Origin of the sequence: Sulfurovum sp. XGS-02, from assembly GCF_023213175.1 — a bacterium.
GTDB lineage: Bacteria > Campylobacterota > Campylobacteria > Campylobacterales > Sulfurovaceae > Sulfurovum.
The window spans coordinates 1,359,155-1,374,192 of record NZ_CP093312.1; the positions used below are offsets into that span (position 1 = coordinate 1,359,155).

Below are 15,038 nucleotides of genomic sequence, written 5' to 3' on the forward strand. Positions count from 1 at the left end.
TTTGTTAAATTTAAACTGCTATGCTAAATAAAAGTCTCAGGTTAAGATGTGATGGAAAAAGATTTTAATGGTGTATCACTACTACGCAGCATACGTATTTTACTTTTGATCCTGATCACGTTGTTTGCACTTCTTCTATTACAGCCAAGCATTGAAAATATATGGGCATCCATGCATACAGAACCAAGATCTGTAACTGCAAGAGGCACACTTTCAGCTGCAGAAAAAACCAATATCGAAATTTTTCAAAAAAGCAGTCCCTCAGTCGTTTACATCACAACACTTGAAGATACGCTCAATCTTTGGACACGTGACATAACCCGTATCCCTCGAGGTACAGGGTCAGGTTTTATATGGGACAGACAAGGACACATCATTACCAATTATCATGTACTGCAAGGTGCTTCTGCTGTGAGAATACGGCTCAGTGACCAGCGTACTTTTAATGCTACACTCATCGGAGCAAGTCCGGAACATGATCTGGCGGTTTTACGTATACCTATGATAACCAATATGCCAAAACCCCTCTCTATCGGTACAAGCCATGACTTACAGGTCGGACAGATGACCTATGCTATAGGAAATCCATTCGGGCTGGATCATACACTCACAACAGGTGTGGTCTCTGCCCTTAATCGTAGTCTACGCAATAATTATGGTTCGTCTATTGAGGAACTTATTCAAACAGATGCAGCCATTAATCCTGGAAATTCAGGTGGGCCTCTGCTTGACAGTGCCGGTAGACTCATCGGGATCAATACAGCGCTCTTCAGCCCTTCAGGTACCTATGCGGGTATTGGTTTTGCTGTACCTGTGGATACGGTCAATCGTATCGTACCACGGATCATTAAAGAGGGTCACTACCAAAGACCAAAACTGGGTATCACTATCAATGAAAAGCTCAATAAAGAGATCACCAAAGAGCTGGGTATTTCCGGTGTTGCCATCATAGAAGTTCAGCCAAACTCAGCTGCCCAAAATGCAGGTCTTAGCGGGGTCACCATACAAAACAGTGCACGCGTTTCGGGAGATATTATCGTCGGAATAGACGAACATAAGATAGAGACAATCCAAATGCTTCTCTCCACGCTGGAGAAATATGATATCGGTGATAGGGTCAAAGTAAAACTTTTCAGAAAGGGGCAGGTAAGAGAAGTCCCTCTTACCTTGGAGTAGGTATTTTTTAACGATGATTATCAACAGTCGGAGGGATGATCTCTCCACTGGCTTGCATACTGAGGGCTTCAGGGTGTTTTTTGTAGTGCTGTCGTACGGCATACGCTAAAGCTTTTTTGGTGTTTTCTTCTACCGGTGTGGGCATTGCATCAGGTAAGGCTTTGAGTAATGCCTGGACCAAGAGGTCTTGAGGCTGAGGCATTTTCTCTACCCAGGAAGCCAGGAGATCTCTGTTCACATGAGAAGGGATGGAACCCATGATACCTACATCATTCTGATCATGTACCAGTAGACCTGATGTGGTTCCCCTGTCCAGTGTAAGTACCTGGAAAAGATAGAGTGTATGATACGCCAGTTGTTCTTCTTTCTCTTCGGCTGAAAAGGTAGGATACGCCATGAGTTTTTTTGACACAATGTCGATATAGGTGTCTATCACGCTTTCACCTACTTTCAGGACAAAGGTTTTGTCTTCTTCAAAGTCTCCGCTATTGTACCCTTCAAGATAATAATGGCTCACACCGCGATGTCTTCCCAGTACAGGAATATAAAAATATCTGTCACCCTGTGCAGCCCCCTCTGTGTAAAGTTCCCCTGTAACATTCTTAAGCATTTCAGAAAAACGTTTTTTGTCAGCATCAGATTCACCTATAAGGGAAGGGTTGAGATCAGCCATCACACGCCAATATCCGCTTCCATCTTTCATCTGTGTCCAGGAGATATGCATATGCATAGAGGGTGCATGAGGATTATCGGGGTGTATGATCGTAGAGATCGCAGTGGCGGAACCTAACTTTTTACTCCCGTCATCATCATAATGTACCTGGGAGATATTGACAGAACCTCTGTCATATACGATGGTATCTCTGGCTTCATACCGTATACCGCCACCATGTTCACCCCCGTCACGTTCCCATGAAACAGCTTCACATGCCCTGCCCTTTCCAAACTGTAAAGCCAGAGCATTGAGCTTTGAAACAAAATAAGCCTGCAATCCATCTACAAGAGTATATGCTTCTTTAGCTTGAAGTGATTTTGCAGGGATTATCATGGTCATTACCTTTATTTTTTATGGCATTATATCATAGTAATTTTTAGTTCATTTCGTTACAATACCCACATAACAATTTACAAGAAAGGGCAGAATGAAACGACATTTTTTATTAGCGGCATTGATTGCATTTGGATTCTCCGGCTGTACAAGTTCTATAGGCCACCTCATAGAGCCAAAGAAACCGACTGAAACAAACCAACCGACCCAACACATTCAAACACCACAGACACAGTATGGTTATGAAGAGCCCACTCCTGAAAAAAAAGTGGCGTATGAAAACACCATGAGAAAAGTAGCCTCTGGAATTCAGGATGATCCTAATTATCAGAGACTGACACTCAATACACCTGAAAAAAAAGAGTGGTTTAAGAAGTTGACCTACAGACTGTGGGACAGACAGATCACGCGACATCAATTTATCGAAGAGGGTCTTAAAAGATATCCCGACCACGGATATGAACTCAATTTTATTGTCAGAGGGTTTACCTTTAACTAAACCTCTGCTACGCATAAAGAATCGGGTCTACACTGCCCGCTTCTTCAAATCCTTTTAATCTCAACCGACAGCTGTCACATACACCGCAAGCCTTCTCTTCGGATTTATAACAACTCCATGTATCTTGCAGAGGAACATTGAGCTCCAGTGCCTTTTGGACGATCTGACTTTTTTTCAAAGCCACCAATGGCATTTTTATCTCCAGGTCTGTTTCATCTTTTGTCCCGAGATTGATCGCTTTTTGCATTTGCTCGATATAACTCTCCCGACAGTCAGGGTACCCTGAACTATCTTCTTCCACCACACCGATAAAGAGTGCCTGCACACCATGTTTCTCTGCGACTGCAGCAGCAATGGAGAGAAAAATACCATTTCGGAAAGGCACATAGGTCACAGGTACACCCTCTTCTAAGCCTCCCGTCGGAACATCGATACTCTGATCTGTCAAGGCAGATGCACCGATCTGCTCAAAAAAAGGCAGGTCGATCTCATAGGTTTCGGATGCATCGACGGCCGATGCGATCTTCCGGAAACATTCAAGTTCTTTCTCTTCAGTACGTTGCCCATAGTTAAAATGCAAAGCGATGATCTCATACCCTTCATTTTGTGCTATTTTAGCACTCAAAGCACTGTCCATTCCTCCGGAAATAATACATACTGCTTTTTTATTCATTAAATCAGACCTTCATAGCGTTATTTACTGCCATTTTACCAAGATTTGGGTAAACTTTCTGCATGATAGACTTAGATAATCAAACACCACTGGCAGTTGATCTGGATGCATTGGAGAAGATAGCAGAGGCACTTTCTACCAAAGAGGTTGAGCTGATCATCACCGATGATCAGACCATGCAGGAACTCAATGCTGAACATAGAGGCAAGAACAAGGTAACAGATGTACTCTCGTTCCCTATGGAAGCACCTTTCACAGAGCAGTCTATCTTCGGTATGCCCTTAGGCTCTATCATTATTGCAGAGTCATTCGTAAAAGAGAAGGCAGCAGAATTTGGACACAGTACGCAAGATGAACTCTCACTTTTGTTCATTCACGGTATGCTTCATCTTCTGGGCTTTGACCATGAGACTGATGAGGGTGAAATGAGAATGAGAGAGAAAGAGCTCATAAAGGAATTTGATCTTCCTAACAGTCTAATCGTAAGAACAGAGGAGTATTGATTTGAGTTTTGTTATTTTTGTTATTGCTATGGGTGTATTGATATGGGGAGCCGACCTGCTGATCGAACAGAGTGAACGTATCGCTTTAAAGTTCAATATACCAGAGTTCATTATCGGTGCAACGCTCATAGCACTCGGTACTTCCCTACCAGAAATGGCAGCAAGTATCGCTGCGAGTGTAAGTAATAAGCCTGATATAGCCATAGCCAATGTGATAGGAAGCAATGTTCTCAATATCACCCTTGTATTGGCAACCGTTTTTCTTATCGCTACAAAGATCAACCCAAGCAGAGACTTCTTTGCCAAAGACAGTACCTGGGCCCTGGTACCGGTACTGGTCTTTATATTGATGATACTCGATGGCGTGATCAGCAGGTTCGATGCGTCACTGTTGTTACTTTTAATGGGTGCATACCTTGTCTTTCTGCTTCAAGATGCCAAAAATATCCCTGAAGAGGATCTTGAGGATCTAGATATTGGTACATTCTCATGGATGAAGACTATACCTATACTTTTAGGCGGATTAGTTCTCGTCATTATCGGTGCACATTTTACCGTAGAGAGTGCTTCTGATATCGCTAAAAGCTTTGGTATCTCAGAGTGGATCATAGGTATTATTATGGTTTCACTGGGCACATCATTACCCGAACTGGTTGTAAGTATCTCCGCAGCGGTCAAAGGGAAAGTGGATATGGCCATAGGAAATATCATCGGTTCAAATATGGCAAACACTTCTGTGGTCCTTGGTGCAGCAGCCTTTGCAAAACCTATGAGCATCAATGCACCTGCCTATATCTTTGATATCGCTACCATGATCGTTGCAACGCTGATTCTTGTATTTATTACAGCAAACAAGCTCTACAACAAATCAGCAGGTATCAGCCTCATCATTATTTTAGGACTCTTTTTGAATAATACTTTACAGAACATGTAAAGTACTATTTTGAACTGTTCGTATCTGCATCTCTTGTAGCTACTCCTGCTGCAGAGAAGTAACCTTCCCTGTAAAGCCATTTATAGATATCTGCGGTGATAGGGCCTGCCGTACTACCGCCATGGCCTCCATGTTCCACCAATACTGTAACAATGTATTTAGGGTCTTCATACGGAGCATAGGTCGTGATCCAGGCATGGGAACGATGAAAATATTCCAGCTCCTCCTCTTTTAAACGTTTTTGTGTCGATTGAGGGATAGAGGTGACTTGTGAAGTACCTGTCTTACCGGCAACAACGATAGGGAGTTTGCTCATGGTTCTATAGGCCGTTCCACGTCGTACATTACATACATCATACATCCCTTTTCTGATCTCGTTCAAATAGTAGGTGTTAAACTTCAAAGGCTTCAATTCAGGCTCGATCCTCTTGCCATCCACTTCCTTTGCAATAAACGGCTTTACAAGTGATCCTGTAGCGATCAAGCCTGTATAACGTGCCACCTGCAAAGGTGTTACCAAGTCATACCCCTGTCCTATGGATGAGATCACTGTCTCACCCATATACCAAGGCTGTTTATAGCGTTTCATCTTCCATGCCTTGTCCGGCATGACTCCAGAATATTCACGCGGTAGATCTACACCTGTTTTTACCCCCAGCCCAAAAGTACGAATATACTTGGCCATCGCATCGATCCCTACTTTTAAGCTTTTATTGTAAAAATAGACATCACAACTCTCTCGTATCGCTTTTCTTAGATCGACCTTGCCATGTCCCCATCGTGACCAGCACCTGAACTTATGCTTACTGGTACCCAGTGTAATATGTCCACCACAATATTCTTCTGCACCAAGAGAATTAGGCAATGCTTTGGAAAAAGCCAAGGCCATACCCATTTTGATCGTTGAACCAGGAGGATAGGTTCCATGAATAAATTTGTTCGTAAAAGGATAGTTGACATCCTCCTGCAGTGCTTTCCACTCTTTAGAGCTGATACCGCCTACAAAAAGATTAGGGTCATATGAAGGGTAGCTGACCGCTGCCAAGACCTCACCGTTGGTACGCATAACCACTGCAACACCCGTATCCTCACCAAAACGCTCATAGATCATTTTTTGGAGCTCTATGTCTATATTCAGCTGTATATTCTTGTTGTCTTTCGGGAGTTCCTTCTCGAGTACCTCTATGGCTTTGTTGGTTGCCGTTACTTTACTGATCTCATAGCCCAGTTCACCTTCGAGCACTTTATTATAATAGCGTTCCAGGCCACTTTTTCCTATCTTTCCGACTTCATTGGCTACGGGGTCTTTTTCATTTTCTTTTTGATTGGACCTTCCCGTGTAGCCAACTATATGTGCGGCATACTTTCCATAAGGATAGTAACGTTTCGTTTCTGCTTCTATTTTAATATTCTCTATGAGACTCAGCTTTGGATAAGCACCCATCATATCTGCATAGTGTATAAAATCAACAACCTTGATATACTTATGGTTGTAAGGTGAATTGTGTTTTTTATAGACTTTCAACATCACTGTTTTATTGAGGTCAGGAAACGTTTCAAGCAGTTGTGCGATGACATTTTCGAGCTGATGGTTCTTCACTTTCAAGTGTGGGGCAATAGAGAGTGAAAATCCGATCTGGTTCATCGCCAGCAGATTTCCGCGGACATCTGTTATCTCGCCTCTAACGGGTTTGATAAATTGTTTTCTCTCTATATTCTCTTTTGCCAACCCCTCGTAGTAGAAATTGGATTTGATACTGACATGATAGAGTCGTGTGATCATCACACCCCAGAAGATAAGGAAAACTAAAACAATAAACTTATATCTCATAGGATTACCACCACTAACATATCAACGATAAGGGTATAGAGAAGGATCTCATCGAGGATAATACTCTGGGTCTGAAAGATAAAATCATAGGTGAATAGGCATCCCAGATACATAAGATCTAACAAAAGTACACTTAGAAGTGCTCTACATATGATACATCTTCTGAAATGCTTTAAAGAGGGATAGAGCAGCACGTAGAAGAGCAAAGAAGAGATCACTGTAAGAAAAATCGGCAACGAGAGATTGACCTCCAAATTCACCATATAGACGATAGAAAGTAAAATAAAGAGTGTTTTTTCTCTCTCTAATCCCTGTACCAGCATATACCCCATGGCCCCTATCAAGAGGGGTAAAAACACATAGATAGAGATAAGCATAGGATAAAAAAAGATAAAGGTAGCGGAAAACAACCAAAAGAACAGGCCATGCTGGGCTTGTGTTACATGATCCATCAAAAAACCCAGATTACGCTAATTTGTAGACCAATGCTACTTCATTACAGATAGGGAAGTGGATACACTTGATACAATCCGCCCAGATCTTATGTTCAGGTATCACCTCTTTATCGATCTCTTTAAAGTTTAATTTTAAAAAGAACTGAGGAAGATAGGTTAAGACCAGTACATCCTCTTCTACACCGATATTTTTTGCTTCTTCCAGTGTAAACTGTACCATTCTTTGACCTACATTTTGTCCACGGTAGCCTTCGTCTACGATAAGGCTTCGGATCTCAGCCAATCTTCTTGAGTGTATATGCAGGGCTGTATACCCAACAAGTTTGTCACCGTCTTTTGCCAGGACATAAGAGCGTATATTGGTTGCGACTTCATCTTCTGTTCGATTCAGGATGATCCCGTCCTTTACTTCGGGTGCAACCAATGCCTGCATTGCAGGAATATCACTCAGTTTTGCTTTAACAAGTTCGATCACTCTTTTTCCTCATTCTCTTGGACTGTATCATTCTTACTTTTAGCTTCGTTACCGACACCGAAAATCGTTTCCAGTATCATTTGATGTACCCTGTCATGGCCGTTCTTCTTCAGGTTTGAGAGCGTAATAGAACCCGGGAAGTCTCTTTTAAGCTTTGCTCTCTCTTTTTGATTGAGTTTATCGATCTTTGTAAATACTGTCAGGTATTTCTGATCCGGACGAATAAATTCAGAGATATACGCTTCCACATCATCATCGATCTTGGCATGCGGATGGCGGGCATCACGAAGATGGATAAAAAGACGTATAGAGACACGATGCTGAATAAATTCAACAAGGTTCTTCTGCCACACTTCTTTCAAAGATTTAGAGACCTTTGCATACCCAAATCCGGGCAAATCCACAAAACGTACAGGGTAACTCTCGTCATTATACAAATATCTCGTTTCAAAAAAGTTGATCAGTTGTGTTTTTCCCGGCGTAGCTGAACTTTTGGCCAGATTCTTTCTTTGTGTTAATGAATTCAGTGTGGAACTTTTCCCTACATTGGAACGTCCTAAAAAAACCACTTCGCTCATATCTTCAGGTAAAGAATCCGCAATACTCTGCGCAGACTTGATAAATGCCGCTTCTACTACTCGGGGTATACTCACTGTTTGTCCTTCATCTCAAAAATAAACTTCGCAGGCTTTTTACGGTTACCTTTCACATCTACACTTCCTGTAGACATATCAAGAGTGATCTTATCACCATTGAGATGACTACTCTTAACCAGGTCGTTCAAAATTGCTTTACCGATCAACACATAAAGTGATTTCATAATATTGTACTCCACTTTATCTGCACTTCCTTTGAAATGTTTTTCATCCTTTTTAAACTCAAATTTGACGGATCCCATGGCTTCATATTTTTTTGTTTCATTATTGTCATCAAAGTAGACGATAACCCTGTCAGCATGTATCCAGTCATCCCCTTTTTTTATCTTTGCATTGCCTATGAAGTGTACCTCTTTCTTGAGCTCCTCTGCCTCCATAGATGTAGAAGTGATCTCTACCTTTTCAGCAAAAAGTGCCTGTGTGAGCATCACCAAAAGTATTATTTTCAAAACATGCATCGCGTCCCTTTGTGACCTAGTTAAATATTGTACCACGATATTACTTGTCAGGGGTATAAAATACTGTATCAACAGTCTGACCGGTAGCCTTTTTCTGGCGAGTATCATACTCCAAACTTTTTCCTTTGATCATATTTTGACCCCTTACCGCGGTAAAAGGTTTTGTGATATTTAATATTTCGCTCTTTTTATCATAGGTGGCATGTTCCGTTTTATAGGTATAACCACCTTGTTCCTTCATGACCACATGACCCTCTAACTGAAGTATGTCACCTTCAAGTTTACCTTTGTCCGCAGAAAGTGACTCTATATTATCATCAAAATAGCGTATATTCTCTACCCTCAATACACCCTTGTCTCTCGCACCGTATGTACCATATATACGACTGTTCATATTGTCAGTATCCACTTCCGTCAAAGTGGTACCCGTAAATTCAAGTTCTTTGGTAAATGCTTTAGTTGTTGCAGGTGCATTGCCTAATTTTAACATGAGGGTCCCGGCTATGATCCCGATGATCGCAATGGTCAATATGTATTCTAATTTTATTCCCATAGCTCCAGATACTTCTTCTCAAGACCTTCTTTGACGATGAGATATTCTATCATTTCACGTACTGCACCATCCCCGCCTCTTTTGGAAAGTACTACAGTAGCGATCTTATCTACATACGCACTTGCATCTCTTGGTACGAATGAAATTTGAGCTGCTTTCAACATTGGCAGGTCATTCAGGTCATCTCCTATGGCTGCTACATTTTCCATGGTGAGGTCAAGCTTTTCAAGAAGCGATTCCAACACTTCTTTTTTATTGTCAATACCCTGATAGAAGTGTTCTATATGCAGCTCTTTTGCACGACGTGCAACGATCTTTGAAGATCTTCCCGTAATGATGGCTACCTGTTTTCCAAGTCTTCTCCATGATGATATAGCCAACCCATCTTTCACATTAAAAGACTTGATCTCATCACCGTGTTCACTGTAAGTGATATGACTGTCCGTCATAGTACCGTCTACATCAAGTACGATCAATTCAATACTCACAGTACACCCTTTGTACTTGGAATACCGGCATTCTCATTCACCGCTACCGCCCTTCGAAGCGCTACGGCAAGTGCTTTAAATGCAGCCTCTATGATGTGGTGTTTGTTTTTACCACGGTTATAGATCAGATGAAGTGTCAAAGGAAGATTGAATGCAAACGCTTTAAAGAACTCTTCTACGAGTTCCACATCAAAGTTCCCTACTTTACCGCCGATAGGAAGTTCAAATACAAGATACCCTCGGTTGGATAGATCGATATCACAGGTCACACTTGCTTCATCCATGACCACGGTTGCATTACCAAAACGCTCTATGCTCTGTACAGGGTAGATGGCTTTTTTAAGTGCCTGACCTATGACGATACCTACATCCTCAACCGTATGGTGGTCATCTATATGGGTATCACCCGTACATTGTACTTCCATATCGATATGTGCATGTTTTGTAAATGCTTCGAGCATATGGTCGTAAAAACCTACACCGGTGTTTATTTTGGCTTTTCCCGAACCATAAAGGTTGAGTTTGACTGAAATCTGTGTCTCTTTGGTTTCTCTTGTTACTTCTATCATCTTTTTTCTTTCTTCCTACATTGATTAATTTCTTACGATAAATGCACCCTCTAGGTCATGATGAGCCTTGAAGTCCCTCGCTTCATCTTCAGACCTGTATCCCATAAGCCATACACGGTAGAGGGGTGCGCCATCTATATCGTTAAAACGTCTTATGATCGTATTATAGCGTCTATATAGGGCGCTATATTTTCTTTGATAGATTTTAGCACCTTCATGAAGCCTGAATGCCCCTACCTGTACACCAAAATTAGAGAGTACGATACGTTTTTGGGTATGCTCTCTTTTCTGTCTGGCGATCGCAGCGGCTGACTCGACCTTTCCTGCAAATCCGACTACTTCCAGAGATACTTTTGCGATCCCCATTTTATCAAGTCCTATTTCTTTACCCGCAGTATAACTACAGTCAATGACACGTCCTCTCACAAAAGGTCCCCTATCATTGATACGTACGATCGTGCTTTTACCGTTTTGAAGGTTCTTTACTTTTACCATCGTATCCATAGGCCATGTTTTGTGTGCTGCAGTTCTTGCATGCATATTATAGACTTCACCGTTACTTGTCTGTTTACCATGGAAGTTAGGTCCATACCAGCTTGAGATGCCATGCATCACCTGTCCTACTTCCACATACGTCGGATTGTAACGTTTGCCCAATACCTTATATGAGCGCATGGTAGCTTTATGTCTGGCTGCACTTGTATATTTTGTGGCCTTAGCATCTCTAGGTTCCGGTCCACACCCTGTAATAAGGGTGCTAACCCCCAAAATAACGATCAATAATATTGGGGATGTAAGTCTCTTCATACTACCTCGGAAATGCATTTATATTCAGGTAGGTATTATCACTTTATTTGACTTTGTTTTTGCTTGATAGTCTAAGAGTTACAATGCGCTTTGATGATCATTTTTAACGCTTCTATATCCAGTGGCTTCACGGCATAATCATCCATACCTTCAGCCATATACTTCTCTTTCTCTCCAGCAGAAGTATTCGCAGTGAGCGCAATGATAGGAACATGTTTCAACTGCTCTTTGGTTTCGTGTTCCAAAATATGCTTACAGGCTTCGACACCGTCCATGATAGGCATTTCAATATCCATAAATATAATGTCATAGTCATTTTTTGTAGCCATATCCACAGCATCTTTTCCGTCATTCACTACAGTCACTTCCAGACCAAGATTCTCCAAAATGATCTTTATGAGTTTACAGTTTATCTTATTATCATCTGCTACAAGCGCATGGAGTCCTTGAAACTGTTCGGTATTTTCTACTGTATCAGAGGTGAGTATCTTCTCTTTCTTATGCTCACTTGCGTTGGTTAAGATCCTGATCGTTTTTGCCAGGCTTATAGGTGTTAGGACCACATCGGTAAAATGATGTTGTTGGGGATTGACACGCGCCCTTAAACTACCATTGGTCAAAAGTACAGATTTGCACTCCAGCGCAGCACACTGTTCCAACTCTCCCGGCAGCCTCGCATAGTGATGATCAAATATCATAATATCAGGTAAAGTCAGAGGGGTCTCTGACTCAAATAGCTCTTCATAATAGTAGAAAGAAAACCTTGCACCAAGGTGTTCTATATAGGTTTGAAGATTGATATCCAACTGGCGGTTGATACTCTTGACAGGCAGTGCAAGACCTACAGAGAGATTGGAAAAGTCTGTATATACACTAGGTTCATGGTCTTTGTTTTTTTCTAATGGAAGCGTAAAGAAGAAGGTGGTTCCTTCATTTTCTTTACTTTCAACTTCAAGTTCTCCCCCCATAAGCTGGACCATCTTACGCGAGATAGTGAGTCCGAGTCCTGTACCTCCGTATTTTCGGCTTGTACCTGCCGTTGCCTGTCCATAGGCTTCAAAAATGGTCTTTTGTTGCGCTTCACTCAGTCCGATACCATTGTCACTCACAGAAAACTTTAATCCTGTGTGATCTTTGTCGCTACTTACCCCTTCAACAAAAAGGTTGATCTTGCCGTAAGCATCCGTAAATTTAATGGCATTCCCTATAAGGTTTGTCAATATTTGAGAAAGTTTCGTAGGATCGCCGATCACATAAGGCGATAGAGTCGGATCGACCAATACCCCGAACTCAATGTCCTTTTGATCAGCCATTTGTGCAAAAGATGCTACGGTCAGATCGATGGTCTCGAATAGATGAAACGGGATAGATTCGATCTCCATTTTTTCTGCATTCATTTTCGAAAGGTCCAAAACATCATTCACAATAGAGATAAGATTATTTGATGAATTTTCGATCAAAGAGATGAACTCCTTCTGGTCTTCTGTACTTTCCATCTCTTTTAGAAGTTTTGTAAAACCCAGAATTCCGTTGAGCGGTGTACGAATTTCGTGAGACATGGTAGATAGGAATTGACTTTTTGCCTCTGCCTCCTCTTTGATCTCTTTTCCTTTTTCCTCTAAAAGGATAAAAAGGTGTGCAATATAGTTGTAGACTTCTTCTCTTTGTTTTGTAATGACCCCTTTCTCAATATCTGCCAAATGATCGATACTGTCCAACACGGAGACCAGTGCCCTGGTCTCTCTTTCTTCTCTGCGATGATCAAACCATACATATATCAGGGACAAGAGACTCAACACTACGATCACCAATAAAGAGACAAAAAGCCCTGTATCGGAAGGATCGATCCTTTTCCATTCTCTATAACTCCAGTAACTACTAAGCATCAACAAAAAAATAAGAGGAGCGCTACGGACAGATATATCTAGCAGATTTTTTTTCATCATTCTTTCCCTTTTATCACTCTAAAAAAATATAATAAATTCTTATTTTATTATTTTATCAAATGTTTTCTTGTTTACGGGAATCACTAACAAACTATCTAAAACAAGAAAGTCATTTTTTAAATGATTAGAGGTGATGATCTCCTCTGTATCTACATCATATAATTTGGCAATACTCTCTACGGTTTCTCCCAGAGCAACAGTGTGAGAGACCATATGTGACCTGAAGACCTTCTTTTTATCCTGTAACTGATAACGCAAGTAAAAGGCATACACTTTTTCTATAGGAATCGTAATCTTATACGTGGTCCTCCCTTGAGGTACTCTGCCATCTTTGAAACTTTTGTTCAGACTTAAAAGTTTCTCTTCTTTCATTTTCAATAATGTTGCAATCTTTTGGAGTGATATCCCGGCAGCTACATTGACCTCTATAAGAGCATTTTCCAGCTTCTCATCTGTGCCATTACCAAAGTCTAAAGTCTCATTTTCACCTATCATGGCAAGAAGAAGGATCTTTTTCATATACTGGCGTGTTTCACGAGGCAGATATTTCAAATCTTCATTCATCAACACACTTAAATCATCTGTCCCCGCACGTTTAATTGCCCTGCTGACACAACCTTCTCCACAATTATAGGCCATAGCGGACAGATACCATTTTCCAAACTCTTTATAGAGTCTATTAAGATAGTTAATGGCTGCAGATGTTGCACTCACCGTATCGCACCGTTCATCATAGCCATGGTATACAGTAAGATTATACTCTTTGGCCGTTGCAGGCATGAACTGCCATAGACCTACCGCTTTTTTGGGAGAAACGGCATCTGTGGAAAACCCCGATTCCACCATAGAGAGATAGATAAAAAGGTCACTCACACCATCTTCTACAAGCAGTCCCTGCATCGTGGGTAATATCTCTTTGCCTCGAAGTAAGGAGTCTCTGTAAAATAATCGCAACTTTTTTTCATGCTTTGAAACAAAAGAGATAAACGCTTCATTATAGAGATAAGACTCATCCACATCAAATTCATGAAACACATATGTATAACTTGGGTACTTATCTGCCAATGGGACTCCATAAACGGACCCTATGGAGAGTATGGTTAAAAATAAAATACGTTTAACATATCTTATTCCTCTATACATCTGTATCAGAACCTAAAAAGTCTTTGGGCATTTTGCGTACTTGACGCTTCGATCTCTTTCCTGCTGAGCGAAGAGAGTTCAGCCATTTTATCTGCTACGAATGTCGTATAACTGGGTTCATTTCTTTCACCACGGTGAGGGTGCGGCGTAAGATACGGTGCATCCGTCTCTATGACTAGTTTATCCAGAGGGATTTTAGGGTACACATTGATGAGTTTTCTTGCATTTTTAAATGTCAAGACCCCGCCTATACCGTAATAGAAATTCTTTTTTGCGAGTTTGAGCAGTGACTCATCTGCATTGTAACAATGCAATACACCACCCTCTTCTCCCGCATGATGATCAAGCATCTCCAAACAATCCGGGCTTGATTCTCTCACATGGACAATAAGCGGTTTTTGAAGCTCTTTGGCCCACAGTATTTGGTCTAAAAAGACCTCTTTTTGCAATTTTTTCTCTTTTTCGATCTCATCTTCCGACTCCGGTAGTCTGAAATAATCCAATCCGCATTCGCCAATCGCAACACACTTGGGATGCGTCACATAGGGTTCCAAATAGCTTCTGTCATACTCATGGGCATCATAAGGATGTACACCTACTGCAAAATAGATGCTTTCATACCGTTCAGCCAGATCAACCGCCTTCTGCAGCGTTTTTGGGTCTGCGCCTGGTATAATGAACTTCTCTACACCTTTTTCTCTGGCATTTTCCAAAACCTGTTCTATATCATCATCATACCGATCATCATCCAAATGACAATGTGTGTCTATTAACATCTATACTCTGTCCTTTTTTATACATTATAACAAATTTCTTCTCTATTC

At 41.3% G+C, this 15,038-nt stretch carries 18 protein-coding genes; 4 read left to right on the plus strand and 14 right to left on the minus strand.

The genetic code is table 11. The features are described from left to right. The first annotated feature begins 51 nt into the window (after positions 1-51). Positions 52-1,176 carry a S1C family serine protease gene (locus tag MN086_RS06745; protein WP_248575251.1) on the plus strand — a complete coding sequence of 375 codons (1,125 nt, stop codon included), beginning with the start codon at positions 52-54 and terminating at the stop codon, positions 1,174-1,176. Between the two features lie 7 nt (positions 1,177-1,183). On the opposite strand, the gene MN086_RS06750 is transcribed toward MN086_RS06745, so the two are convergent. Continuing rightward, positions 1,184-2,230: a coproporphyrinogen III oxidase gene (locus MN086_RS06750; RefSeq protein WP_248575252.1), complete on the minus strand. Its 1,047-nt coding sequence runs from the start codon at positions 2,228-2,230 to the stop codon at positions 1,184-1,186. A gap of 88 nt (positions 2,231-2,318) precedes the next feature. Between MN086_RS06750 and MN086_RS06755 the strand changes: the two genes are divergently transcribed. Next, positions 2,319-2,723: a hypothetical protein gene (locus tag MN086_RS06755; RefSeq protein ID WP_248575253.1), complete on the plus strand. Its 405-nt coding sequence runs from the start codon at positions 2,319-2,321 to the stop codon at positions 2,721-2,723. 7 nt (positions 2,724-2,730) lie between these two features. Here the strand turns inward: MN086_RS06755 and queC are convergent, their stop codons facing one another. Continuing rightward, positions 2,731-3,396, minus strand: a complete 666-nt coding sequence (gene queC, locus MN086_RS06760) for a 7-cyano-7-deazaguanine synthase QueC (protein WP_248575254.1) — start codon at positions 3,394-3,396, stop codon at positions 2,731-2,733. A gap of 62 nt (positions 3,397-3,458) precedes the next feature. Between queC and ybeY the strand changes: the two genes are divergently transcribed. After that, complete coding sequence (gene ybeY, locus MN086_RS06765) at positions 3,459-3,899, plus strand: rRNA maturation RNase YbeY (protein WP_248575255.1); 441 nt, start codon at positions 3,459-3,461, stop codon at positions 3,897-3,899. Position 3,900: 1 nt separating this feature from the next. Next, positions 3,901-4,833, plus strand: coding sequence for a calcium/sodium antiporter (locus tag MN086_RS06770; protein WP_248575256.1), 933 nt, complete (start codon positions 3,901-3,903; stop codon positions 4,831-4,833). A 4-nt stretch (positions 4,834-4,837) separates the two neighbouring features. Here MN086_RS06770 and mrdA read toward each other — a convergent pair whose 3' ends face one another. The 12 genes from mrdA to MN086_RS06830 all read right to left on the minus strand — a co-directional run bounded on the left by mrdA (position 4,838) and on the right by MN086_RS06830 (position 14,990). Further along, positions 4,838-6,664 carry a penicillin-binding protein 2 gene (gene mrdA / locus MN086_RS06775; RefSeq protein WP_248575257.1) on the minus strand — a complete coding sequence of 609 codons (1,827 nt, stop codon included), beginning with the start codon at positions 6,662-6,664 and terminating at the stop codon, positions 4,838-4,840. Continuing rightward, complete coding sequence (locus tag MN086_RS06780) at positions 6,661-7,116, minus strand: hypothetical protein (RefSeq protein ID WP_248575258.1); 456 nt, start codon at positions 7,114-7,116, stop codon at positions 6,661-6,663. Before MN086_RS06780 ends, mrdA begins: the two co-directional genes overlap by 4 nt. Before the next feature lie 13 nt (positions 7,117-7,129). Next, on the minus strand, positions 7,130-7,594 hold the full coding sequence (locus MN086_RS06785; protein WP_248575259.1) for an N-acetyltransferase: 465 nt from the start codon (positions 7,592-7,594) through the stop codon (positions 7,130-7,132). Next, positions 7,591-8,247, minus strand: a complete 657-nt coding sequence (gene yihA / locus MN086_RS06790; RefSeq protein WP_248575260.1) for a ribosome biogenesis GTP-binding protein YihA/YsxC — start codon at positions 8,245-8,247, stop codon at positions 7,591-7,593. Before yihA ends, MN086_RS06785 begins: the two co-directional genes overlap by 4 nt. After that, complete coding sequence (gene lptA / locus MN086_RS06795; RefSeq protein WP_248575261.1) at positions 8,244-8,708, minus strand: lipopolysaccharide transport periplasmic protein LptA; 465 nt, start codon at positions 8,706-8,708, stop codon at positions 8,244-8,246. Before lptA ends, yihA begins: the two co-directional genes overlap by 4 nt. A 40-nt stretch (positions 8,709-8,748) precedes the next feature. After that, the gene (gene lptC / locus MN086_RS06800; RefSeq protein ID WP_248575262.1) at positions 8,749-9,261 is read right to left on the minus strand and encodes an LPS export ABC transporter periplasmic protein LptC; all 513 of its coding nucleotides are present in this window, start codon (positions 9,259-9,261) and stop codon (positions 8,749-8,751) included. Further along, a complete protein-coding gene (locus MN086_RS06805; RefSeq protein ID WP_248575263.1) occupies positions 9,252-9,749 on the minus strand; it encodes an HAD family hydrolase in 498 nt (165 codons plus the stop codon). Before MN086_RS06805 ends, lptC begins: the two co-directional genes overlap by 10 nt. Continuing rightward, positions 9,746-10,318 (minus strand): imidazoleglycerol-phosphate dehydratase HisB, encoded by a 573-nt coding sequence (gene hisB / locus MN086_RS06810; RefSeq protein WP_248575264.1) that lies wholly within the window; start codon positions 10,316-10,318, stop codon positions 9,746-9,748. Before hisB ends, MN086_RS06805 begins: the two co-directional genes overlap by 4 nt. A 24-nt stretch (positions 10,319-10,342) precedes the next feature. After that, on the minus strand, positions 10,343-11,125 hold the full coding sequence (locus tag MN086_RS06815; RefSeq protein WP_248575265.1) for a septal ring lytic transglycosylase RlpA family protein: 783 nt from the start codon (positions 11,123-11,125) through the stop codon (positions 10,343-10,345). A 71-nt stretch (positions 11,126-11,196) separates the two neighbouring features. Beyond that, complete coding sequence (locus MN086_RS06820) at positions 11,197-13,071, minus strand: ATP-binding protein (RefSeq protein ID WP_248575266.1); 1,875 nt, start codon at positions 13,069-13,071, stop codon at positions 11,197-11,199. A gap of 39 nt (positions 13,072-13,110) precedes the next feature. Then, positions 13,111-14,136, minus strand: coding sequence for a lytic transglycosylase domain-containing protein (locus MN086_RS06825; RefSeq protein WP_248575267.1), 1,026 nt, complete (start codon positions 14,134-14,136; stop codon positions 13,111-13,113). An 83-nt stretch (positions 14,137-14,219) separates the two neighbouring features. Then, entirely contained in the window at positions 14,220-14,990 is a 771-nt protein-coding gene (locus MN086_RS06830; protein ID WP_248575268.1) for a TatD family hydrolase, read from the minus strand. Between the last annotated feature and the right edge of the window lie 48 nt (positions 14,991-15,038).